Source organism: Spirosoma utsteinense (assembly GCF_014282275.1).
GTDB classification, from domain to species: Bacteria; Bacteroidota; Bacteroidia; order Cytophagales; family Spirosomataceae; genus Spirosoma; species Spirosoma utsteinense.
Map to the genome: position 1 here is coordinate 1 of NZ_VFIA01000060.1, position 21,618 is coordinate 21,618.

The window sequence follows — 21,618 nt, forward strand, 5'->3', positions numbered from 1 at the left end:
ATCAATTCAAGGATAAACTGTCGTTTATCAAAAGCTGGTGGGAGCAATATGGGGAGGAGTTTTCTGGCTATAGTCCTATGCCCGTTTCTAATACGTTGCAATAAAGTCTATAATTTATGTATGTTGCTTCATTGCTACCATTCTATGTACGTCACATTGGGTGGTTACCTTTGTTTTTACTGGTTGGTAGTATAAGCTTTGCTCAATCAGACAACGTAGCCCTGGATAGTATGGGGGCTAATATCAATCGAAAGAACTGGAAAGAAGCCATTAAATGGGCTATTAAAGATGGGGAGGATCACCCCGCTGATAAATATTGGCGTTACTTAAACGCAGCTGAATTCGCCAGCTTAGATAAGGATACCTCCTTAGCTCTTCATTATACCAGCTTGGTAGCGGCTTCGGACATCGCTACGAACGCCTATTTTAACGCCAACTTCGACTGGCTGCGCGACGATCCTCGCTGGAAGGCATTGATGACACAAATCGATCAGGCTATTGAACAGCAGAAGCAAGAACGGATTCGGGCAAGTTTACCCTTTCGAAAAGAACAAAAACGCTTATTGGCGCAGGCAGATCAAGAACGGGCTATCGTCGCTAACGGCCTTTCCGCTGAGCAACTCTATCAACAGCTCCGACAAACCCGCCCCCTACGAAGCTACTCGTCCACTGAACGCTATCAATATGCCTGGCTATCCTACAAGGACTCCCTTGAGGTACCTTATATGATTCAGCTACCCGCCAATTTTGATCCTCGAAAAGATTATCCATTGGTAGTCGTCTTACACGGAGCGGTCAGTCAGCAAAGTTCTTTTCCCGATGTCGCTGATAGTACGACCACAACCGGTTTCTTTGGTGCTTCGTTTGTCGAGCAGGCTCGTCAGTCTGACATAATTGCCGTGTTTCCCTATGGTACCCGCCAATATAATTGGATGCAGCCGGATGCGGGTTTCGACTTAGTGCCGAAAGTGATCCGCCAAGTCAAACAGATGTATCCTATTGCTGATAACCGGGTGTATATTACTGGTCACTCGAACGGGGCAACCGGAGCCTTCTCCTACCTAATGAAGGAACCCAGCTTATTTGCGGGATTCTCGGGGATAAATAATCGTCCCCAGGTCCGAACCGGAGGCACGTTTTTGCGTAATGGAGGCAACCGTTCTTTCCATAACGTGGCCACCGATTATGACTATTATTTTCCCTTAGAGGGGCATCGTTCGGTCACGGCTTTAGCCAACCAATTGGGCATGGATTGGTCAAACCAGGAAGTAATAGGCAAACGTGATCACAGCTACTTAATGTTTTCCCAAGACAGCTCCGTGAAGAGCGTCTACCAGCAACTTTTCGCCAACATGCTGGCAAAACAACGGAATCCCTTCGCCAACCAGCTTTATTGGGAGTGTGATGATGTGCAGCATGGACGTTGTGACTGGCTAGAAATTGCAGGCCTGGATACGCTCTCAACCAAGGCAAACTGGCACCAGTCGACCAATGTGAGTGTCCGGAGTTGGCGTAGTGTAGAAGACCCTAGCGTGCTGCTTGATAGTAGCTCACGAGCTTTTGTGTTTCCTCGTCGGTCGGGCGCAGTCCAAGCAAGTTATTCGAATAACGTCTTCCGGTTGACGACTTCTCATGTAAATTTGATTCGTCTTTATCTGTCCCCTGAAATGGTTGACTTTAAACGACCAATCCGGGTCCTTGTCAACAATAAGACCGTATACAGTGGCTTGGTACATCTCGATAAAGAGTACTTATTGACTACCTACCAACGAGAAGGTGATCGTCAAGCGGTATGGGCCAATCACTTAGTGCTAAAGGTTAAGTAAAGCTAGTGTTCTATTTTTCAAGAATCTGCTATTTTAACTACCTCTAGCCTATTTATGTCTTATTCATACCACATAAGTGTAGTTTGAAAACTGCTCTGGAAAACACAACTTTCAAATACGTTTTGTCATTTTAAACGCCCCATTTTTGAAGCATATATATGAACTCCCCTTCGTCTCACATAGGAGCGTTTAAAGAGACAATTGCTTTTAACAAATGCCGGGGCTCCGGTTAGAAGCATCCGATTAAGTAAAACGGGTTAAAATGGGTAACCCTCCTTTTAGATAAACCGACTGTTAATGAGTCATTTTAGCCTTTTCTGAGGTGTGAAATTCTACCATTTTTTCGTATTGTGCTCTAACAAATAAGTTATTATAGCTCCGTGAGTAGGTTTATAATACTGATGGCTTGTTGTCAGTATGCCAAAATACAAACCAGCGGATTACGAAGTATTACGACGACGCTGTGTCGAGCTCGATCAGGCGGGTTGGAAACAAGGTCCTATTGCCCAAGCCCTTGGCTTGACTCTGTGTTAGCCCCCTATTAACTGGACAGATTTTCTGAAAAGGTTGTGTCGTACACTACCTGTGCTTCTTCCCATTTTTGCTGGGGTGTTACGAAGCCAATCGAACGGTGTAGCCGATGCTGCGGGGCCGCCCGGCGGTTGTAATGGGAAAAATAACGGCCAAACATTTCTTTGGCGGCATCGGCCTTTAGATTTACTCCGTTGCACGATTCTAAGATTTGACCGTGTAACTTAATGCCATTCACAGCTAGTGAAAACCAACTCCGACAGGAACACCTTAAGGCTTCGGCAAGGTAAGACCTATGGACGGATTCAGGGACCTGTCGGAACATTTTAGACGCTAACTTCAAATAGAAATGCGAGCTAACGACCCATTAGAAAGGTATTGAGGAGTCTAAACGTTGGTCATCCCTGTTTTTTTACCCTGTACTACTATGCAGTTTACTTATTTTATTGGAGTGGATGTTTCCAAAGCTACCCTTGACTTTGCGGTTGCCAAAGGAAATCAAATCTTGTTTCATCAACAGGTAACCAATGATAAGAAAGGTATCACGCAGTTTCTCAAAGATTTACGTCAGCAAACAAAAACAAGCCTAGGCCAATGTTTATTCTGTATGGAATTTACGGGAATCTATAATAACCCCTTGCTGAAAGCACTTCACCAGCAGTCTGCCAATATCTGGGTAGAGCGAGCCGCTCATATTCAAGAAAGTATAGGGCTTACACGAGGTAAAACCGATCAAGTGGATGCCAAACGCATCGCCCTGTTTGCTTATAAAAATCGCGACGAAGCTCGCTTATGGACACCACCTCGTGCCGTTATTGCTCAACTAGACCGATTGACAGCGCAACGTGCCCGACTGGTCAAAGTTATTAAAATGTTACAGACCCCCTTGACTGATACCAAAGGTTTTGTTGAAAAAGCTGACCGTAAAACTGACCAACAAGCGTGTGCCGCATCGCTTAAAGCCCTCAAATCGGATCTAAAATCAGTCGACAAAGCAATTGCAACTTTGGCTCAGCAAGATCCTGAATTGAAGCGACTTTTTGAGCGTGTCACTTCAGTCGTCGGCATTAGCCAGATCACCGCCGCAGAAGTCATTGTGGCTACAAATGAATTTAATGCGATATCGGATCCTAAGAAATTTGCCTGTTATGCCGGAGTGGTGCCCTTTGAACGAAGCTCCGGTCAGCGAAAAGGCAAACCTCAAGTGAGTCATATGGCAAATAAGAAAGTCAAGTCTCTGCTGCATTTAGGCGCTATGTCAGCTATTCAGCATTGTCCTCAACTAAGGCTCTATTACCAACGGAAAGTAAGTGAGGGCAAGAACAAAATGTTAGTTCTCAATAATGTTCGGAATAAAATGGTTCACCGCATTTTTGCCTGTGTTCGCCAGGATCGAAACTATGACGAAAAATATACCCCCATGCTTGTTTAGATCATAGAAATCCGTCCGATTCGTAATAGCTGGTAAACTCATTTCGCTCAATGACATCATGTTCTAAAATACTGTGAAAAGCTTCAATATACGAGTTCTCTTCAGGAGTGGCCACGTGCGTGAATTCCTGCTTAATCTATGAGCTTTTCAAAAAGTTACGCACCGAATGAGCAATGAACCGCGGCGGCGGACCGCTGACTGCCATTATCATTGCGCAGAATGACCCCTTTCAGTTCATGACTCCGGTTTATTCGTCGAAAAAGATCGATTAAATCGATTTGACGAACACTGCTCTGAAACAGCCAGTCCAGAATTTTGCGGCTATACACATCAATGACACTCAGCAGATAGTAATTCCGTCGTTCCCCTTGTATCCAAACATATTTGATATCCCAGCACAGGTATTCCAAAGGCTTGGTCGCTTCAATTCGTCTGAATTTAACGAATTCCCGCTTACCTGTCGGCCGGATCACTTTGCCTAAAAGCAATTTATGCTCCTTCATTAGCCAATACACCTTTTTCTTGTTGACCAAGTACTCTTTTTTCAACTCATACGTGATGTATTCATAGCCGAGGGCATTGAACTCAACATCCAGCAATTGCCGAATACGGCTCACTATCAGCTGATTGTCTATCCATGATCCATCCAATTTCATCGTTACCTGGCTGGGTCGGGCTCCCGGTGTACCGGACTGGGGCTGATAATAAGACACGCTCCGGGGCAGGCCAAGCCACTGGCATAATAGGGTACGACTTACTCGTCTTTCGAACTGTTTCATTAGCGCTAGTTTCTCCGAGGTTGAACAGGCGTTTTTTTTAGCAGTTCACTCTTGATCTCAATTTCCAAAGCCTGTTTTGCTACAATCCGCTTCAGACGTTCATTTTCCTCCGCCCCGGCCTTTAAGTTTGTGAGGTGGTAAGAAACCAAGATTTAGGTAGCTTGCCAGACAGACAACCGAGCGGGCTTCCCTACCGTCTCCGGCCAGGTTTACGCCCTATGGGCCGATTCAGGTCCCGCTCGGATTTTCTTACTCAGCCTCGAATAGAAATTAGGGATAGCAGTCCCATTAGCAAGGTAGCGAGTGATGAGTAAGCGTCTGATTGTCTAATCCTAAAATTAAGTACTTCAATGGACATTCGCCACTTTATTGGGATTGATGTTTCGAAAAATACACTCGATTGGGCTGTTTATGCCAATAAAGGTATCATCTGGCAGACCCAATCTGAAAACTCACCAACTGCTATCCGAGCGGTGATCAAACAACTCCAGGCACTCCCTGATTTTGATCGCTCAAACTGCGTGGTTTGTATGGAGCACACTGGTCTTTACAACGCACATGCTTTGGACGTGTTTTTTCAGGCTCAGTTACCGATCTGGCTGGAAGCTTCCCTACAGATTAAACAGGCGGGCGGACTGCAACGAGGTAAGTCCGATATCATTGACGCTCAACGGATTGCTGAGTACGCTTATTGCTTTCAAGACCGCATCCGGCTCTGGAAGCCAGCTCGACCAGTGATGAAAAAGCTAGCTGAATTTACCCGTCTTCGTCAGCGCTTACAGGGTATGATTAACCAGTTGAAAGTGCCTTTGGCCGAGCAAAAACGATTCGGCGACAAAGCCCTTACCACCCAATTGGGCGAGCATTGCAGTAGCTCGCTAAAGGCGCTAGTAAGTGATTTAAATGGGTTTGAAAGAGCAATCAAACAACTGATCACTGATGATCCTACTCTGAAATCGCTCTTTGAGTTGGTCACTTCTGTACCCGGTGTTGGCCAAGTCGTGGCCACGGAACTGATCCTAGCCAGTGATGAATTTAAAACCATCGATGATCCCAAAAAACTAGCTTGCCATGCTGGTGTAGCTCCCTTCGAACACTCTTCGGGCAGCAGTGTGCGAGGCAAGACCCGTGTAAACCACCACGCTCGAAAATCACTTAAAACGGTACTCCATCTGGCAGCCATGTCGGCTCTACAGGTGAAAGGTGAACTACAGGATTATTATCAACGAAAAATCAAAGAGGGAAAGAATAAGATGTTGGTTATCAACGCACTAAGAAACAAACTTATCCATCGGGTCTATGCGGTCGTCAAACGGGGCAAAAAATATGACAAAAATTATACGCCAACCCTTGTTTGAACCATAGAAATCGGCCCGGTTCGAGTGCTCGCAGTTGGGGATCGAGACGTGCATAGGAATCTTTCAGTCCTTCTTTGCCTTTGCTTAAATATTTCAATCGCCACCTGCGCAGCAACGAAGGAGACAGGTTGTACTTGCGAGAAGTCTCGGCATGGCCGTCCCGGATGGCTTCCTGGACGATGGAATAGCGGTCTTCGGGAGTAAAACTCCGCCTTATTTTGCTCATGGTATCTGAATGTAAAAGGACTAAACTGTTTTTGCAATTTTGTCCAGTCATTCAGGGGGCTAAGACACTATAATAGCGCTGTCAACTACCAAAAAAGTCAATAGTCCTCACTTTAGTTTAAACCTGCCCGCAAGTTTTTCCTCCAACGTGCATTTATCTGTTTAACGACACAACTACCGGCTTTTTGGAACTTCAACAACTCATCGACGGGCTTCAACGGGGCAGTCAGGACGCGTTTCGGCAGCTGGTCGATGCCTACCAGCACCGAGTCTATAACACGGTGCTGGCCATCGTACAGCAACCCGAAGAAGCCGAAGATGTGGCGCAGGAAGTGTTCGTTGAAATTTTTGAATCCATTCACCGGTTTGAGGGCGAGGATAGACTTACGGCCTGGATTTACCGGATTGCCACGACCAAAGCACTCCAAAGCTACCGGAAACGACACGCCCGCAAACGATTTGCGTTTCTGACGAGTCTGTACGGAACCAGCGACAATGACGAATCAGCAGATGATCGCTGGCACCCGGTCGATTTTGAGCATCCGGGCGTAAAACTGGAGCAGAAGGAGCGGGCAAAGGTGCTGTTTGGGGCCATCAGTCGGTTGTCCGATCAGCAGAAAGTAGCCTTCACGCTCCACCATGTCGAGGGATTGAGTTATGCAGAAATTACGGAGGTGATGAATACCTCGTTATCGTCGATAGAGTCGCTGATGCACCGGGCAAAAGTGAACCTGCGGAAACAGTTGGGCAGTTATTATAAAGACAGTGGTTTTTAAGTGTTGAATTTTTTAGTCCCAGGTTATCAGATACCAACTAACTGTAGACCAACCCCTTAGTATTGATCATAAAAAACTTAAAAATTAATAACTCAAATACCCCAAAACTATGAACACCGATAAACAACCAGACGACGAGATTGAGAAAACACTACGTTCTCTGGACGGAATCGAACGGGCGAGTCCACCGCCCTTTTTCAGCACCCGCCTACAGGCGCGGCTGGAACGCCGACAGGCTGACCGAACGGCAGTTTCCTGGGTGTCCCGACCAGCCTACGCGCTGGCGACGCTCGGGTTGGTGCTGATGCTGAACGTTTCAACAGCCCTTTATTTTCAACGGCATCTCGATCAACACGAAGAGCAACAGTTTTTCGACGGAATGGCGGGTGATTTGGGGGCAGAAGCCACCGTATTAGATTGGTAATCAACATGAACGACAAACGTAATCAATACTGGCTCTGGGCCGCTATTGGGCTGCTGCTCTGCCTGAACGTGGGAACGATCGGCTGGATTTTTCGAAAGACGGAGCCATTACGGATCAATCGGACCAATGGGGGGGGTAATGCGGAGGCATTTCTGCCCAACCGCTTAGGTTTCGACAAACAGCAACGGTTTCAGTACCGGCAATATCGGCAGGAACTCCGGCAGGCCATCCGGCCGCACGAAGTTAGCCTTCGGCAGTTGCGGGCCGACTTGTTCGCGCGCCTACAGGCACCAACGACCCCGACCGAGGCGGTTGTCGACTCGCTGGTCGACCGCATGAACGCCCAAACGGGTCAGCTTACCCGGCTTCGTTTTCGGCAGTGGCGGCGCGTCCGGGAGCTTTGCACCCCGGCGCAACGGCCCGCTTTCGACGAGCTAATGACCCGCCTGAGGGAACGGCTTAACCGCATCGATCCGAATGCTACACGAGAACGACGACGGAAACTGGAAAAAAATAATCAATGACCCCGCAAGTTTTTTGGCAGCACCGCATTTGTATAAGTGTGTTAGTTTTTGATGAACAGACCACCTGTAAGCGGAACCACCTTACACCCTTAAAAACGTACATACCCCCGCTTAAAAACCATGTCAAACCAATTCAGTAATCTTATGAAACGCAACCTGATTTTCGCCCTGTTAATCGCCGCATTTGCCTTCGTTCAGGCTTCAGCTCAACCAACGCCTACGACTGAAACCCGCGCCAATCGCCGGGAGAAAATGGCCAACAGCACCCCCGAACAACGCGCTCAGCGGCAGACGGAGCAGATGAAAAAACAACTTGATCTGTCGGCTCAACAGGAAACGGCCGTAGCGTCCATCAACCTCAAATACGCCCAGCAGGCCCAAACGCTGATGGACGCTGCCGAACGAAGCCGGGAGTCGATCAAACAAGTCCGCACTATGATGACCAGCAAAGACGAGGAGTTGAAAAAAGTGTTCAGCGAGGAGCAGTACAAGCAATACGATGCATTTAAAGACGCTCGTAAGGGCCAGGCGAAGCGGAATCGCGGCCAGCGGGCAAAGCGTTGATCAGCAATTGATCAAGCTAGGATACCAAGTATATCCCCTTACGCTCAATCAACCCCATGATGAGCGTTAAGCGAACGCGGCCTGGGTACCAGCTGGATGTGGGGGCGGGTAAGCAACGGCTGTACGTTGTCCGACGGTGTGGTTTGTCGCAGGGATTCGAGGAGGCTGCGTTTATCAGTCTATTGCTGCGGGGAAAGAAAACGGCTGAATAGTGCCTGATTCCTCCGGACTCGCTGGCCTGACGATGAAACGAGCAACTCTTTGTTGACGAGAATAGTACATCGGCCAGGGTCCGGTGGTTCGTTGTCTATTTTTAGCATTTGTCTCAACATAAACCTGAAAAACGATGAAAACCTCAAAAATAGTAGCTTTTCTTACCCTGGCTATTGGCCTGTTTAGCAGCCAATTTAGCGAAGCACAGCGCTTTGTGGTTCGGTATGCCCCGCGCCCCCGCCCGGTAGTAGTCGTTCCAGAGCAGCGGGTGGTTGTCGTGCCGGGGCGGCTCGTGGTTTCCGCTCCGGTGTACGTAGCTCCGCGTCGAGTTTACGTGGCGCCCCGCCGGGTATACGTAGCGCCCAGGCCTGTAGTGGTGGTCCGCAGGCCCGTTCGTCGGGTGGTTTGGTGAGCATAAAACTGGCCCGTTCCATTACTTAAATCAACGATTACTGATAAAAAAGATAACCCGCATGGACCGTATCAGCGAACAGCACCACATTCAGCACTTATTCTGGCGGGCCGCTTTCGGGGCTACCCCAGAGGTCATGCAGCGCGAAAGCCGCAAACCCATCCGGAAGGTGGTGCGTGATTTGCTCCAGGAGAGCAGGTCCTTTACGCCCCTGCTGGTTATAGACCCCGATCAATTGGTTGACAAAAAACTCCTGAAAGAACTGTTTCGGGGCGGGATGGTCGACCGGGAGGCGGTCAAACAGAAAATCAAACAGGGCACCGAACTCATTCGGGATCTGAACGTGCTGTGGGTCGAAAAAATGGCATCCTGCCAGCAGGCCCTGCGCGAAAAGATGGCCCTGTTCTGGCATGGTCACTTTGCCTGCCGGGTTCGTAATCCGGGTGCCGTTCAGCACTACGTCAACACGCTCCGCCAGCATGCTTTGGGCAATTTTGGCGAATTACTGATGGCCGTATCAAAGGAACCGGCCATGCTTCAATTTCTGAACAATCAGCAAAATCGCAAAAATGCCCCCAATGAAAACTTCGCCCGCGAGTTGATGGAGTTGTTCACGCTGGGACGGGGCAATTACACCGAAAAGGACATTAAAGATGCCGCCCGAGCCTTTACCGGCTGGGGATTCAACGCCGAAGGTACGTTTGTTTTTCGCCAGTTTCAGCACGACGACGGCCCTAAAACGATTTTTGGGCAGACGGGTACTTTTGCGGGTGACGATGTGATTAGTCTACTGCTCCAACAGAAACAAACGGCGCAGTTCGTAACCGGCAAACTCTATCGCTTTCTGGTCAATGAGCAGGACACGGATGCCGCTACAACCCAGCGGATCAACACATTAGCCGACCGCTTTTACGGCAGTGGCTACGACATTGCTGATCTGCTCGAAACGATCCTGACCGCCGACTGGTTCTATGACCCGGCTAACATTGGCACCCGTATCAAATCACCGGTCGAGTTGGTGGCCGGGATGCAGCACACGCTCGGCATTCGGTTTAAGCAAAAACAATCAGTCGTGTTCATTCAGCGCACCCTGGGGCAGGTTCTGCTTTATCCGCCTAACGTGGCAGGCTGGCCCGGTGGCCGCAACTGGATCGACAGTTCGAGTTTACTGTTTCGGATGAAGTTACCTGAGGTGCTATTGCAGGCCGCTCAGGTGACTACAAAACCAAAAGACGATGGAGATGTCAATACCGAATTGCTGTCACGCCGGGGAAAAGGGGCGATGAATGCCACGGTTTCCTGGATGGCGTTCGAACAAAGTTTCAAGAAAGTGCCGGCCGAACGGCTTCCCGACGAACTAGCCGCTTACCTGCTCCAGCAACCGCTGGGTGACGGGCAGCGATCAATAGTCGTGCAGCGAGTGAGGCCCGAGAGTTCGCTCAGCGAACAACTACAAACCCTGACGGCCGCGCTGATGGCCTTGCCGGAATACCAAATGTGCTAACAACGAAGGCTTTTGCTCCCCAAAATAAACCTCCATGAAACGCAGAGACTTCCTGAAACAATCGGCCCTAACCACGGCCGGAACGATGCTTCTCCCGCATTTTCTGAAAGCGTTTGAGTTGAATCAATTGGGCGTGGCCCCAACTACGGGCAAAACGCTGGTGATTGTACAATTATCGGGTGGCAACGATGGTCTGAATACCGTCGTACCATTTCGAAACGATATTTATTACCGCGAACGCCCCACCCTGGCCATTGCCCGCGATAAGGTACTGGCCCTCAATGATGAAGTTGGTTTTAATCCAGCTCTCGAACCGCTTAAAGCCTTATACGATGATGGGTTGGTGACCGTCATCAACAACGTTGGGTATCCGAACCCGGATCGGTCACACTTCCGGTCAATGGACATCTGGCAAACGGCCAGCGACTCCGATAAGTACCTGTCCACGGGCTGGGTTGGCCGCTACCTGGACGCCAACTGTGCCGGGTCCGATACATGTCAGTCCCACCGGGCTGTTGAGGTGGACGACACGCTCAGTTTAGCCCTGAAAGGCACCAACGTGAATGGGCTGGCGATGCTGAATCCTCAAAAACTCTACACCCAGACCCGCAGCGGGCTAGTGGAGGGATTAGCTAAAGCTAGCCACGTGAACGAGCCTGGTAGCGTGGCCTACTTGTATAAGACATTAGCCGAAACGGTTTCGTCGGCCGCTTACGTGTACGACAAGTCCGCGCGACTGGCCAAACCAGTCAGTGCCACCAAAGGCACCTACCCGGCCAATGAACTGGGCAATCGGTTAAAAACGGTGTCGGAACTGATTCAGTCGGGGGTAAGCACCAGCGTGTATTACATTTCGATTTCTGGCTTCGACACGCACATCAACCAGCCCGGCCAGCAGGAGCGGCTACTGCGGCAGTACGCCGAGGCTGTAAAAGCATTTATGGGTGATATGAAGGCCACTAACAAACTGAACGATGTACTCTTAATGACGTTCTCGGAGTTTGGTCGGCGGGTGAAGCAAAACGCCAGCAACGGCACCGACCACGGTACGGCCAACAATGTATTTCTGATAGGTGGTAAGCTGTCAACGGGAAAGGTCCTTAACGAAGCCCCCAACCTGACTAATCTGGACGAAGGTGACCTTACATACACGGTCGATTTCCGCAGCATTTACGCTACGCTGCTGCGTGACTGGCTCAAGACCGATGATGTTGCTATTCTGGGCCGCCAGTTCGAAACGCTTGGCTTTGTGTAAATAAGGGGTGTTGTTTACCCAATCCAGGATCGTTAATCCAACTGATTGTCAAGGCTGATGCCCCTTCTTAGATAATCCGATAGGTCATATTTTGTTGCAATTACGGGGCAGTCTACGTTCTGTCTTACACTATTGTTAAATGAGCAAGTTTATAATGATAATTTACTTGTAATTATTAGTTGGTCATAAATTTACACACGTACAAGGCTAGCCATTACCATCCGCTTGTCGTTTCAGCATCCGGCGTACCGTCTCGCTCTGAAAGCACTTGCCGTAGCGGGTGCGGAACCCGTGGGCATTGAGTCGCTCGGCCGTCGCCCGCAGGCTCAACCCATCCCGCTGGTAGAGCCGAATCAGCTCGCCCGCCTGGCGGTTGGCCGGATGAGTAAGCGCATTGGCTTTTATCATGGCCACGCCCTGGGTGCGGTGGGCATCGGTGAAGTTCTCAGACTTACCCAGGATGAACCCCCGCGCTTTCTTCTGGGCTAAAGCCGCTCGGGTGCGTTTGGATATTTGCTCCGCTTCGTGCTGAGCAAAGCTGGCCATGATACCGATGGTGAGTGTGTTGGCATCGGGCAGATCACAAGCGACGAAGTCCACTTCCGAATCGCGCAGCACCATGACGAACGACGCGTTGCGACTGAGTCGATCGAGCTTGGCGATCAAGAGCCGGGCCCCGTGTTGTTTAGCCGTCTGGATGGCGACTTGCAGCTGGGGTCGGTCTTTCTTGCGGCCCGACTCGACTTCGGTAAATTCCTCCACCAGCTCGTCCTGGTCTCGGAGGAATCGTTGGACCATGTGGCGTTGATCATCAAGGCCCAGGCCGGATCGGCCCTGCTTTTGGGTAGAGACGCGGTAGTAAGCGATGTAGCGCATAGTGGCGACAAGATACGGAATAATTATGAGTTGACACGAATCAGGAACGCTCCTTCTTGATTCGTGTCACTAACCAAAAAATACCAAATCATTCCACCCCGACAAGAGAGTCTAGCCGTAGGCCTAGCCAGTGACAACATTTTCGTGATGTTGCGCGCCTTCGTGCGCCGCAGTAGCGCACCCCTCAACGGTAGGTACCTTGTTGCTAAAAGAAGGCCTGGTGTATGGGGAGAGGCGCTTGCTACGTGGTAGGGTTTCAAGGCCATTTTCGGAGTCTTGCGGGCGAGGATTGATGACCCTAAAACAAACCTACTTATGCGAATAAGCTTTTTACATTCGATGCGGGTAGGTATCTATTGTTCAAAAAATTAAGCGTTTTTGTGGACTATTTTTTCACATCACCATTCTTAGCCGTAAGTCACTAATTCACAATCAATTGCGTAGTTCATTAAAAAATGCCCCTCAGTACTGGACATTGAAGAAAAACAGGCGTATTGGCACCTTGAGGTGCTTGGTGAGTTGCGCCAGTAGCCAATCTACAAAATGTGCAATACTGATTAATTCATTGACCACCACCGAATAGCCTTTGCGAAATATTGATTCCCGTAGCCGCAAGGGTTCATATTGGCTTTTTTTCTTGGCTCTGATCCGATGAAACTGGCGTAGCCCTTCGGCCACGCAGATCACATAGAGCACTACGACAATAGCCACCAGCAACCGAATCTTTCGGGGGGACTCAAAACCCAGTTCCTCCAAGTCAAACCCATTGCTCTTCAGATGCTTGAAGAAGCATTCCGTCGTCCACCGAATCCGGTAGCGCTCCGCGATGGTCTGTTTGGGCCAATCCAGATTACTCACCAGCAGCACCAGGGGGTCAGCACTCTGCGGGCCATCCTGATGGCACAGGGCCACAAACTGATAGCGGTAGCCTTCCAATTCGAACCACTGGCTAACAGTGCGGCCCCGCAAGGCCCGCTTGAGTAAGGCGCTGTAGGCTTTACCACCGGTACTGATATCTGCTTTGTAAACCGTTTTGGGAAGGCGAATGATGAAGTTTATCTTATTGTCAGTCAGAAACTTAAACCACTCTTTACCCTCGTATTCACGATCGGCTAATAAACAGAAGCCCCTTAGGGGATAGAGTTTCATTGCTTGCTGTAGCAGCCGTTTACGTTCCTGCTGGGAGGAGTGTCCTTTCTTGCCCAGGTCGCGCCACAACAGGAGCAGGCTCACGCCCCGGTAAACCAAACACAGCGTTAGCAGGTGAATTTGGTGGGTGCCCAACTGCCAGGAGGTACCATCGAGGGTCAGATAGATACTTCGGGAACGACCATCCCAGCCTTTAATGTAGTCTAACAACCAGATAATGAGCCATTTCCAGAGCTTATGCTGCGCCGTTTTATCGTTGAAGAACCGGGTGAGCCGCTTGTAATGGGAGTCCGTTTTAATCTGTCGTTTGCCTAATAACAGGCCCACCTGATTCTTGAGTTTATTGAGATTGACCGTCTCTTTGAGCAGGATGGCACAGGCTACAACGAGCAAATTATTGAGTAGGGCGGGGGAGAGATGTTGGGCAAAGTCCTTAGATTTGTCCAAGAGCGAGGAGCGAAGTCGAGCAATGTGAGTCACGTTACAAAGCACGTAGTTTGCCCTCGCTTTTGCTATGCTATCCCGTCAATGTCCAGTACTAAGCCTGAGTGCAGTAAATAGAGGTTAACTATTTGTTAATCAGAAACTTGCAAATTATCGCCCCAATTTTTATTTATGTGAAATACGACCTTTGGCCCCATTGATGATTTGGAAGGTAGAATCTCATGTTTAGTGATCAGTCCAAGTGCTTTGACAGTCTTGATCGCTTTCTCGGTATACTCGGTTACTTTGGCCTTCCGTTTCTCGTTCATCCATTTTTCACATAACATGTAATGGAGCCTATCTAAGCCTATTTCGTGCGTATACCGCTTCGAGCTTTTCTCCCTCATCAGATAGTCTCTCAACTTAATCGAGGCTTCAGACAAGTTGTGCGATCCATAAGCAATCATTGTGCGACGGTTCAGGTCGGGCGGACACTTAATGAATTTGTGGTTGATCTGATGCGTGAAAATCGGGTTCAATCGGATGATAACCTTTTCAGTACGCGCCTGCTCTGGACTTGCAACACAATACTGGACAAATCTTTAAGCAACATGCTGAAGTTGCCCATTATAGTAGTCAAAAGGGGAAAGATACCCCAACGATGAATGCCTCCGTTGCCGGTTGTACCAGATCTCGATGTATTCAAACGTCGCCTGTTTAGCCGCTTCTCTAGTTTTAAAGTCGTGTTGGTAGATCATTTCTGACTTTAAGCTTTTGAAAAAGCTCTCCGCCACAGCATTATCCCAACAGTTACCCTTCGCTCATACTTTGCAAAACCAGCGGATGTTTTTTTAGCAAGCCCGTAAACGCATGACAGGCATATTGCACTCCTCGGTCGGAATGGAAGATTAAATTCCGTTCGATAGGCCGGTTTTTAAGGGCCATTTGCCAAGCTGGCATAGTCGTCTCAGACGCCTTCATCGACGTACTCAAGGCCCAACCGATCACTTTCCGATCATACAAATCCATGATGATGGTCAGATAGAGCCAGCCTTCACCAGTAGCAATGTAGGTCAGATCAGAAACCCATGCCTGACCCGGTTTTATAGGATTGAATTGGCGGTTTAAATGGTTTTCGGCCACGGGGTAAGTGTGCTTGGAGTCAGTTGTGGTCACTACATATTTCTTCTGAATAACACTTTTGAGATTAGCCTTCCTCATCAACCTGGCTACTCGGGGTCGAGATACCTTTATGCCTTTAGCCCTCAGTTCGCGGGTAATCTTTGAACTGCCATAGCGCTTCTTACTGGCTGTAAATGAATCACTTATTAGTACGATAAGCGTTTCATTCTCTTTGGCTCTTTTGGTCGGTCGTTGGGCTAACCAGTAGTAATACCCACTGCGGCTCACGTTCAGTACTCTACACATCGTCTCAACAGGAAACTCACGTTGATGAGCTTTTATAAATTCGAATATTTCCCGTCGCCCTTGGAGAAGATGCCGACTGCCTTTTTTAGTATATCGCGTTCTAATTCAGCTTGCTTAAGCTGCTTTTTGAGGAGTAAAATTTCTTGCTGCTCTCGGTTTCCTTGGGTTCCGCTACCAGCTCTGAGGGCTTGAGAAGGCGCTCGTTCTCTACGCCATCGGGTGAGAATCTGTGGGGTTATGCCCAACTCTTCAGCGGTCGCTTTCAGAGAGCCTTTAGCATCCGACAGCTCCACTGCCATTTTTTTAAACTCCTCGTCGTATTGTCTCCTGGTTTTCATGGTTCACTAAGTTAGATGACTCTTAACTTAATGTCCAGTCAAATGTAGCAGGACCATTATCGGTTAGCCACTAATTTCAGGTCAATATCGAAGTCATCGTAGATGGCCTTGTCACCCAGCCCCTCGAAGAATGATTTCGAGCCGTATTTAATGTCGTACTTGGTGCGGTCCAGCGTTAGCTTGCCGGTGGCTTCCACTCCCGTGGCGGTTTGCTTTACCGTAGCCGGGAAGGTGGTGGCCTGAGTAATTCCCTTGATGGTCATGTCGCCCGTTACCTGGTAGGTAGCAGGCCCGGTTGGGGTAAGCTTCGTGATCCTGAACGTAGCCGTAGGGTGTTTGGCCGTCGAGAAGAAGTCATCCGAGTTGAGGTGACCGACCAGCTTATCATTGTACCCCTTGTCAGTCAAGTCGGTGTTGACTAAACTCGTCATGTCGACGGTGAACTGACCACCGGTCAGTTTGTTGCCGTTGAACGTTAGGCCGCCTTCTTTGAAAGCCAGCGTACCCATGTGTTCGCCGGTGATCTTTTTAGCGGTCCAGTGAAGCTGGCTCTTCGAGACGTCGAGTCGGTAAGCCACTGCTTTATTCGCCGGTTTAACGGGACCGGCGATGAGGTGACCCACCATGAGCAGGGCGGCTGCGCTGGCAGCCAGTACATGAAGCGTTTTCATTGAGTTGTCAGTTATTGCGTCAAATCCAAAAAAAGTGATGGCAAATAAGGTAGCCCGGCACCGGCAGGGCCGTTTACCGGGCTAAAGTCCCCTTTAATTATTGTAATAGAATTTCTCGTTCACAATCTGGCCGTCGCGCCAGCGTTGTACCGCCACCTGATCGTAGGTGCGTGGCCCCCACTGGGCATGGTCGAAATCGAAGTGCCATTCAATGGCCGCAATGCCGTCGGAGATCAGGACGTTTTTGACCTGCGCGCCCCGAAAGGCGGTCATGCTAGCGACGAAAGCTTCTTCGTTTACCCGGCAGGCGACTTTGCCCACGACCGGTTCGTTTTCGTTTTCCTGCATGACCACATCGTCGGCGTAGAACCGCTCGAAAGCGCCTAAGATGTCGCCCGCCATAATCTGGGCATTGAGTGCGTTGACTGATTTACTTAGTGTTTGCATAGACGTAGTGGCCAGTCGGTGTATGTTTTTTTGGTGATCGACTAACGGCACAAAGGTCAGGAGCCGGGACCTCCTCTTCCATTGATGTATGGTAAGACTTTGGTCAGCCCGAGTTCATCAAAAAAAGCCTGCCGCTGACCCTTTCAAAAGTCGACGGCAGGCCTGTTGTGGAGATCGTAAAGGGTCGATCAGGTGTGCTGCTGTTCGTACAGCCCTTTTTTGAGTCGGCTGAGCGATTCGGGCGTGATGCCCAGAAACGAGGCTATCTGGTGCTGGGCCACGCGCTGTTCAATGGTTGGCAACTGGCGTATCAGTTCCTGATACCGGTCGGCGGCCGGCCAGTCTTTGGCGCACAGCAGCCGTTTCTGGGTTCGGATATAGCTGTTCTGGTTCAGCAGCCGGAAGAACCGCTCGAAGGCCGGTAGCCGATCATAGAGCAGCTCTAAGTGCTGGGCCAAGATCAGGACAACCTCACTGTCTTCGAGCGCTTCGATGGTGAACTCGCTGGGCTGTCGGCTCAGCAGGCTATTGAGGTCATCGAGCCAGAAGTCCTCCGGAGCCAGATGCAGTACGTGTTCGGCTCCGGCGGCATCGGTGGTAAACGACCGGAGCAACCCCCGGCTGACGTAGGCTATAAAATCGCAGGGTTTGCCCGCCCGAAGCAGGTGCTCCCGTCGGCGTAATTTTTTAGGGGTCAGCAGCGTCGTGAAATACGTCACTTCGTCGGTAGTCAGGGCTATTTCCTGTTGCACGTGCTGAATGATGCGGTCAAACATACGCTATCGTTGGGATTAAGTAGGTGAGTTATTGCGGGACGGCTTCGGTGTGCGCCATTGGGGACGCCTGCCCCACGTGCGCCTTCCGGTGGCTGGCTCCCCAGCTGTGCAGGTGCTGGCAGATCGGCACCAGGTCATGGGCAATGGGCGTCAGGGCATAATCGACCCGGGGGGGTACTTCCGCGTAAACGGTTCGGATGAGTAACCCATCCTCTTCCATTTCCCGTAACTGAAGTGTCAGCATCCGTTCGGTGATGTTCGGCAGGAACTTTCTGAGTTCGCCAAACCGAAGTTTGCCGCCTGCCAGCCGCATCAGAATCAGCAGTTTCCACCGCCCCCCCATCAACTGAACGGCGTAGGTCATGTCGCAGCTGGTCAGGAACCGGCGATTTACACTGTTAGTCGATGTTTCCTTCACATTAGCCATTACTTACAATTTTTACTGTAACCCACATTTGGTTGTGTTGCCTGCAAATGTACTAGGTACTCTTTAAAATTGCATAAACATTAACAACTACAGCGATGAGTTCTTCAAAATCAGCCCGTGGCGTTCGCTTTACGGCAACGGGCGGCCCGGATGTACTACAAATTCAGAATCTAAGGGTTGCATCCCCGGCGGTTCACGAAGTGCGGATCAAGGTGAAAGCCATCGGCCTTAATCGGTCTGATGTCATGTATCGGACGGGCTACTACGTGGAAAAGCCCATCTTTCCCGCCGGACTTGGCTACGAAGCCGCCGGAATTGTCGATGCGGTTGGCGCCGATGTGCAGCAGGTGCAGGTGGGTGACGTAGTCAGTGTGATAGCCGCCTTTTCGCTGCACGACTACGGCACCTACGGCGAGTTGATTAACGTACCGGACTACACCGTTATCAAACACGATGCGTCACTCTCCTACGAGGAAGCCGCGGCCGTATGGGTCAGCTACCTGTCCATGTACGGTCTGCTAATCGATACGGCGAAGATTCAGGCGGGGCAGGCGGTCATTTTCACGGCGGCTTCGAGCAGCGCGGGCCTGTCGGCCATTCAGATGACCAACTACGTGGGCGGCACGGCCATTGCCATTACCAGTTCGGCGCCCAAGAAAGAAGCCATCCTGGAAGCGGGCGCGCACCATGTGCTCGTCAGCGGGGAAGACGACATTGTGGCGGCAGTGAACGAGATCACCGGCGGTAAGGGTGCCGACATCGTGCTGGACGCGGTGGGTGGCCCACTGTTTGCCGAACTGATTGGCGCTACCGCCAGCCGGGGACAGGTGTTTGTGTACGGAGCGATGAGCACCGAACCAACCCCGTTCCCGATGTTAGAGGTGCTGACCAAACTACCCACCATCCGGGGTTATACCTCAATGGACCTGATGCTGAATCAGGCGTCGCTCCAGGCCGCTATCGCGTTCATCAACGAGGGGATCGCCGAGGGCAAACTAAAGCCGGTGATCGGCAAAACCTTTCCCTTCGGGTCCATCGTGGAAGCCACGCGCTTTCTGGAATCTAACCGGCACGTCGGAAAAGTCGTCGTGACGGTATGAGAACGGCCGTAACGCCACTTGCTGGCTAAGCGCACGAAAACAAGATGGCAAGTAGTTTAGCCGTGGACAAGACTATCTACGGCTGAACTATTCTATCAGCCTATCGGTATCGGGTGTATTTAAAAAAAGGTACGGCGCGGGCCGCCCCAATAAATCATCACGACCTGGCTGTACCTTTTTTATCTGGAATTTACCACCTGCCTCCGATGGGAAGCCGCGCGTATCGGCAGACACAACCCGCTTTAAGCACGAGTTTCGTAGTCCTGTGCGTTTTTAGCCCAACGTTCACTCGCTTAGAAAAGGCTACGCGTGAACGTGAGCGCAGGATAAAGTACCCGGAAGAAGAAACAGGTTAAGTCAACTGTGGGGTCATTTCCGGGTCAAGATGGGGTCGGAACGGCTGTTTAGGCTCCGCTTGATGCTCAACTCAATGATGCGGGGGACCCTGGTGGTATTCTTCGTCGGTCACCTGCCTGCCGAACAACACGACCACGGATTCCTGGATAGCGACGTACGTCATCGCCTGATCGGGTGTGGCCCCCTGCCAGTGCAGTTCTCCGGGCGGAAACCAGATCAAATCGCCCGCGCGAATCTCGACAATCGACTCGCCTTCGCATTGCGCCCAGCCTACACCACTCGTCACCACCAGCGTCTGACCGAGTGGATTGGTCTTCCAGGGCGTACGTGCGCCGGGCGCGAAGGTAACAATAGCCCCCGCCAGCCGACTCGGTACCGACCGCTGGAAGTAACTACTAATTGAGACATCGCCCGTGAAGCTGTCTTCGGGAGGTCTGTTGGCTGGTGAACTGCCAATACGGTCAATTTGCATGGTCTTTTCGCCGGTTTGTACCGATCCTAATTAGTTGAACGACGCTCTGAAGGCCAGTGGTGACTGATTCGTTTGGCTCTTAAAGAGTTTGCTGAACGAGGGTAGATGTTCAAACCCCAGCTCATACGCAATCTCACCAACGGTCAGCTCCGTAGTCGATAGTTTCTCCTTGGCTTTTTCGATCAGTTTTTCATGAATATGCTGCTGGGTGTTTTGCCCCGTCAATACGCGCAGCGACGTACTCAGGTACTTGGGCGAAAGATTCAGCTCCCCGGCTACGTAGCGCACGCTGGGCAATCCCCTGTTCTCTCCATCAGCCCGGTTAAAATACGCATCGAGTACGGTTTCCAGCCGGTCGAGCAGTTGATGCGCTGCTTTTTCGCGGGTGAGAAATTGGCGGTGATAAAACCGGTCCGCGTAGTTCAGTAAGCTCTCCAGGTGCGCGATGATAATTGGCTTGCTAAACTGGTCGATGTTGGCCTCACATTCCTGCTGGATTGCCCGGATTATCGTATTCATCACCGCTTCTTCCCTGGCCGAAAGAAACAAAGCTTCATGAAGCGAATACCCCCAGAAATCATACTGCCGGATGCTCCTGGCCAGGGGCGTATTCCAGATGAAATCGGGATGGATGTAAATGGCCCACCCTAATTTTTTTACGGCTGCGTTTTTGTCGTCAGCCGCCAGGCTAAACACCTGGTTGGGTGACATGAACGACATAATACCCTCGTCGAAATCGAATGTGTGCTGGCCATAGGTCGCGCTGACGTTCCCCATTAGTTTGACCGCAATGGAATAAAAATCCAGGACCATGTTTCCTGACTTATCGGGATCATCGTACACGGCGGTGGCCACGTCGAGTACGCTAATCAGCGGATGTTGCGGTGCTGGCAGGTTGATGGATCGATAGAATTCGCTGATCGTTTTGATGTGTCTCATAGTTACTACCCTTCTTTCCTTACTTCCAGCACCAGCTTACCCCGCCCACGTCTGACTTCACTTTCCTGGTGCGCCTGGGCCACCTGTTCCAGGGGAAACACCTGTCGGATCTGTACCCGCACCCGGCCTTCATCCACCAGTTGCGCCATTTCCCGCAGCCACTCCTGGCGGGGCTGGTTAGCCGCCAGTTCGCCGGTCGCGCCTTGGCTAGCAAGTGCCTGCAGTACGTCATCGTTGAAGGGAAAATCCGTGTTAACACTGACCAATATACCGCCTTCCTTTAAGAGTATGTTTTGGATAGTCTAAAAATGAGAGTCCGTCTTATCTTGTAGTTACCAAGCTCCAAGATCATGAACGAATCGTTTCAAGCACTAACGGACTCTCAATGGCAA

Annotated in this window: 23 protein-coding genes and 1 pseudogene; 12 read left to right on the forward strand and 12 right to left on the reverse strand. The window is 50.4% G+C overall.

The window, feature by feature from the left end; translation table 11 throughout:
- Positions 1–116: 116 nt before the first annotated feature.
- Together FH603_RS25560 and FH603_RS25565 are read left to right on the forward strand one after the other, a co-directional pair.
- The gene (locus tag FH603_RS25560) at positions 117–1,826 is read left to right on the forward strand and encodes an alpha/beta hydrolase-fold protein (protein ID WP_186741660.1); all 1,710 of its coding nucleotides are present in this window, start codon (positions 117–119) and stop codon (positions 1,824–1,826) included.
- Positions 1,827–2,784: 958 nt separating this feature from the next.
- Entirely contained in the window at positions 2,785–3,789 is a 1,005-nt protein-coding gene (locus FH603_RS25565; RefSeq protein ID WP_186741662.1) for an IS110 family RNA-guided transposase, read from the forward strand.
- Positions 3,790–3,944: 155 nt separating this feature from the next.
- Here FH603_RS25565 and FH603_RS25570 read toward each other — a convergent pair whose 3' ends face one another.
- Complete coding sequence (locus tag FH603_RS25570; protein WP_186741664.1) at positions 3,945–4,568, reverse strand: DDE-type integrase/transposase/recombinase; 624 nt, start codon at positions 4,566–4,568, stop codon at positions 3,945–3,947.
- Between the two features lie 350 nt (positions 4,569–4,918).
- On the opposite strand from FH603_RS25570, the gene FH603_RS25575 reads away from it, so the two are divergent.
- Complete coding sequence (locus FH603_RS25575; RefSeq protein WP_186741666.1) at positions 4,919–5,926, forward strand: IS110 family RNA-guided transposase; 1,008 nt, start codon at positions 4,919–4,921, stop codon at positions 5,924–5,926.
- On the opposite strand, the gene FH603_RS25580 is transcribed toward FH603_RS25575, so the two are convergent.
- Positions 5,877–6,203 (reverse strand): transposase, encoded by a 327-nt coding sequence (locus tag FH603_RS25580; protein ID WP_317171334.1) that lies wholly within the window; start codon positions 6,201–6,203, stop codon positions 5,877–5,879. The genes FH603_RS25575 and FH603_RS25580 overlap by 50 nt on opposite strands.
- A 133-nt stretch (positions 6,204–6,336) precedes the next feature.
- On the opposite strand from FH603_RS25580, the gene FH603_RS25585 reads away from it, so the two are divergent.
- From FH603_RS25585 to FH603_RS25620, 8 genes are all read left to right on the forward strand, one after another.
- Positions 6,337–6,927, forward strand: a complete 591-nt coding sequence (locus FH603_RS25585; RefSeq protein ID WP_186741668.1) for an RNA polymerase sigma factor — start codon at positions 6,337–6,339, stop codon at positions 6,925–6,927.
- A 109-nt stretch (positions 6,928–7,036) separates the two neighbouring features.
- Entirely contained in the window at positions 7,037–7,351 is a 315-nt protein-coding gene (locus FH603_RS25590; protein WP_186741670.1) for a hypothetical protein, read from the forward strand.
- Positions 7,352–7,356: 5 nt separating this feature from the next.
- Positions 7,357–7,875 carry a Spy/CpxP family protein refolding chaperone gene (locus FH603_RS25595; RefSeq protein WP_186741672.1) on the forward strand — a complete coding sequence of 173 codons (519 nt, stop codon included), beginning with the start codon at positions 7,357–7,359 and terminating at the stop codon, positions 7,873–7,875.
- A 144-nt stretch (positions 7,876–8,019) separates the two neighbouring features.
- A complete protein-coding gene (locus tag FH603_RS25600; protein ID WP_186741674.1) occupies positions 8,020–8,439 on the forward strand; it encodes a hypothetical protein in 420 nt (139 codons plus the stop codon).
- A 56-nt stretch (positions 8,440–8,495) separates the two neighbouring features.
- Positions 8,496–8,651 carry a hypothetical protein gene (locus FH603_RS25605; RefSeq protein WP_186741676.1) on the forward strand — a complete coding sequence of 52 codons (156 nt, stop codon included), beginning with the start codon at positions 8,496–8,498 and terminating at the stop codon, positions 8,649–8,651.
- Positions 8,652–8,785: 134 nt separating this feature from the next.
- Positions 8,786–9,064: a hypothetical protein gene (locus FH603_RS25610; protein ID WP_186741678.1), complete on the forward strand. Its 279-nt coding sequence runs from the start codon at positions 8,786–8,788 to the stop codon at positions 9,062–9,064.
- 61 nt (positions 9,065–9,125) lie between these two features.
- On the forward strand, positions 9,126–10,568 hold the full coding sequence (locus tag FH603_RS25615; RefSeq protein ID WP_186741680.1) for a DUF1800 domain-containing protein: 1,443 nt from the start codon (positions 9,126–9,128) through the stop codon (positions 10,566–10,568).
- 34 nt (positions 10,569–10,602) lie between these two features.
- Positions 10,603–11,823, forward strand: coding sequence for a DUF1501 domain-containing protein (locus FH603_RS25620; protein WP_186741682.1), 1,221 nt, complete (start codon positions 10,603–10,605; stop codon positions 11,821–11,823).
- 207 nt (positions 11,824–12,030) lie between these two features.
- Here FH603_RS25620 and FH603_RS25625 read toward each other — a convergent pair whose 3' ends face one another.
- The 7 genes and pseudogenes from FH603_RS25625 to FH603_RS25655 all read right to left on the reverse strand — a co-directional run bounded on the left by FH603_RS25625 (position 12,031) and on the right by FH603_RS25655 (position 18,358).
- Entirely contained in the window at positions 12,031–12,699 is a 669-nt protein-coding gene (locus tag FH603_RS25625; protein WP_186741684.1) for a recombinase family protein, read from the reverse strand.
- Between the two features lie 462 nt (positions 12,700–13,161).
- The gene (locus tag FH603_RS25630) at positions 13,162–14,295 is read right to left on the reverse strand and encodes a transposase (protein WP_186741686.1); all 1,134 of its coding nucleotides are present in this window, start codon (positions 14,293–14,295) and stop codon (positions 13,162–13,164) included.
- A gap of 578 nt (positions 14,296–14,873) precedes the next feature.
- A pseudogene (locus FH603_RS25635) lies at positions 14,874–16,037 on the reverse strand (IS3 family transposase).
- Between the two features lie 56 nt (positions 16,038–16,093).
- The gene (locus tag FH603_RS25640; RefSeq protein WP_186741688.1) at positions 16,094–16,708 is read right to left on the reverse strand and encodes a YceI family protein; all 615 of its coding nucleotides are present in this window, start codon (positions 16,706–16,708) and stop codon (positions 16,094–16,096) included.
- Positions 16,709–16,801: 93 nt separating this feature from the next.
- Positions 16,802–17,155 (reverse strand): nuclear transport factor 2 family protein, encoded by a 354-nt coding sequence (locus FH603_RS25645; RefSeq protein ID WP_186741690.1) that lies wholly within the window; start codon positions 17,153–17,155, stop codon positions 16,802–16,804.
- A 188-nt stretch (positions 17,156–17,343) separates the two neighbouring features.
- Entirely contained in the window at positions 17,344–17,931 is a 588-nt protein-coding gene (locus FH603_RS25650; protein WP_186741692.1) for a Crp/Fnr family transcriptional regulator, read from the reverse strand.
- A gap of 28 nt (positions 17,932–17,959) precedes the next feature.
- Positions 17,960–18,358: a winged helix-turn-helix transcriptional regulator gene (locus tag FH603_RS25655; RefSeq protein ID WP_186741694.1), complete on the reverse strand. Its 399-nt coding sequence runs from the start codon at positions 18,356–18,358 to the stop codon at positions 17,960–17,962.
- Positions 18,359–18,453: 95 nt separating this feature from the next.
- Between FH603_RS25655 and FH603_RS25660 the strand changes: the two genes are divergently transcribed.
- Positions 18,454–19,458, forward strand: coding sequence for a zinc-dependent alcohol dehydrogenase family protein (locus FH603_RS25660; RefSeq protein WP_186741696.1), 1,005 nt, complete (start codon positions 18,454–18,456; stop codon positions 19,456–19,458).
- Positions 19,459–19,885: 427 nt separating this feature from the next.
- Here the strand turns inward: FH603_RS25660 and FH603_RS25665 are convergent, their stop codons facing one another.
- From FH603_RS25665 to FH603_RS25675, 3 genes are read right to left on the reverse strand one after another with little or no spacing between them, the layout of a single operon-like run.
- On the reverse strand, positions 19,886–20,287 hold the full coding sequence (locus FH603_RS25665) for a (R)-mandelonitrile lyase (protein WP_186741698.1): 402 nt from the start codon (positions 20,285–20,287) through the stop codon (positions 19,886–19,888).
- A gap of 30 nt (positions 20,288–20,317) precedes the next feature.
- Complete coding sequence (locus FH603_RS25670) at positions 20,318–21,226, reverse strand: helix-turn-helix domain-containing protein (RefSeq protein ID WP_186741700.1); 909 nt, start codon at positions 21,224–21,226, stop codon at positions 20,318–20,320.
- Between the two features lie 5 nt (positions 21,227–21,231).
- Positions 21,232–21,492 carry a zinc-binding dehydrogenase gene (locus FH603_RS25675; RefSeq protein ID WP_235985608.1) on the reverse strand — a complete coding sequence of 87 codons (261 nt, stop codon included), beginning with the start codon at positions 21,490–21,492 and terminating at the stop codon, positions 21,232–21,234.
- Positions 21,493–21,618: the final 126 nt, after the last annotated feature.

Excerpts from the sequence above, each read along its gene's own strand:
- FH603_RS25565 (WP_186741662.1), top strand. The coding sequence starts at position 2,785 with ATGCAGTTTACTTATTTTATTGGAGTGGATGTTTCCAAAGCTACCCTT.
- FH603_RS25575 (WP_186741666.1), top strand. The coding sequence starts at position 4,919 with ATGGACATTCGCCACTTTATTGGGATTGATGTTTCGAAAAATACACTC.
- FH603_RS25560 (WP_186741660.1), top strand. The coding sequence starts at position 117 with ATGTATGTTGCTTCATTGCTACCATTCTATGTACGTCACATTGGGTGG.
- FH603_RS25650 (WP_186741692.1), bottom strand. The coding sequence starts at position 17,931 with ATGTTTGACCGCATCATTCAGCACGTGCAACAGGAAATAGCCCTGACT.
- FH603_RS25610 (WP_186741678.1), top strand. The coding sequence starts at position 8,786 with ATGAAAACCTCAAAAATAGTAGCTTTTCTTACCCTGGCTATTGGCCTG.
- FH603_RS25645 (WP_186741690.1), bottom strand. The coding sequence starts at position 17,155 with ATGCAAACACTAAGTAAATCAGTCAACGCACTCAATGCCCAGATTATG.
- FH603_RS25570 (WP_186741664.1), bottom strand. The coding sequence starts at position 4,568 with ATGAAACAGTTCGAAAGACGAGTAAGTCGTACCCTATTATGCCAGTGG.
- FH603_RS25605 (WP_186741676.1), top strand. The coding sequence starts at position 8,496 with ATGATGAGCGTTAAGCGAACGCGGCCTGGGTACCAGCTGGATGTGGGG.
- FH603_RS25665 (WP_186741698.1), bottom strand. The coding sequence starts at position 20,287 with ATGCAAATTGACCGTATTGGCAGTTCACCAGCCAACAGACCTCCCGAA.
- FH603_RS25640 (WP_186741688.1), bottom strand. The coding sequence starts at position 16,708 with ATGAAAACGCTTCATGTACTGGCTGCCAGCGCAGCCGCCCTGCTCATG.
- FH603_RS25660 (WP_186741696.1), top strand. The coding sequence starts at position 18,454 with ATGAGTTCTTCAAAATCAGCCCGTGGCGTTCGCTTTACGGCAACGGGC.
- FH603_RS25655 (WP_186741694.1), bottom strand. The coding sequence starts at position 18,358 with ATGGCTAATGTGAAGGAAACATCGACTAACAGTGTAAATCGCCGGTTC.
- FH603_RS25620 (WP_186741682.1), top strand. The coding sequence starts at position 10,603 with ATGAAACGCAGAGACTTCCTGAAACAATCGGCCCTAACCACGGCCGGA.
- FH603_RS25580 (WP_317171334.1), bottom strand. The coding sequence starts at position 6,203 with ATGACTGGACAAAATTGCAAAAACAGTTTAGTCCTTTTACATTCAGAT.
- FH603_RS25590 (WP_186741670.1), top strand. The coding sequence starts at position 7,037 with ATGAACACCGATAAACAACCAGACGACGAGATTGAGAAAACACTACGT.
- FH603_RS25615 (WP_186741680.1), top strand. The coding sequence starts at position 9,126 with ATGGACCGTATCAGCGAACAGCACCACATTCAGCACTTATTCTGGCGG.
- FH603_RS25670 (WP_186741700.1), bottom strand. The coding sequence starts at position 21,226 with ATGAGACACATCAAAACGATCAGCGAATTCTATCGATCCATCAACCTG.
- FH603_RS25625 (WP_186741684.1), bottom strand. The coding sequence starts at position 12,699 with ATGCGCTACATCGCTTACTACCGCGTCTCTACCCAAAAGCAGGGCCGA.
- FH603_RS25600 (WP_186741674.1), top strand. The coding sequence starts at position 8,020 with ATGAAACGCAACCTGATTTTCGCCCTGTTAATCGCCGCATTTGCCTTC.
- FH603_RS25595 (WP_186741672.1), top strand. The coding sequence starts at position 7,357 with ATGAACGACAAACGTAATCAATACTGGCTCTGGGCCGCTATTGGGCTG.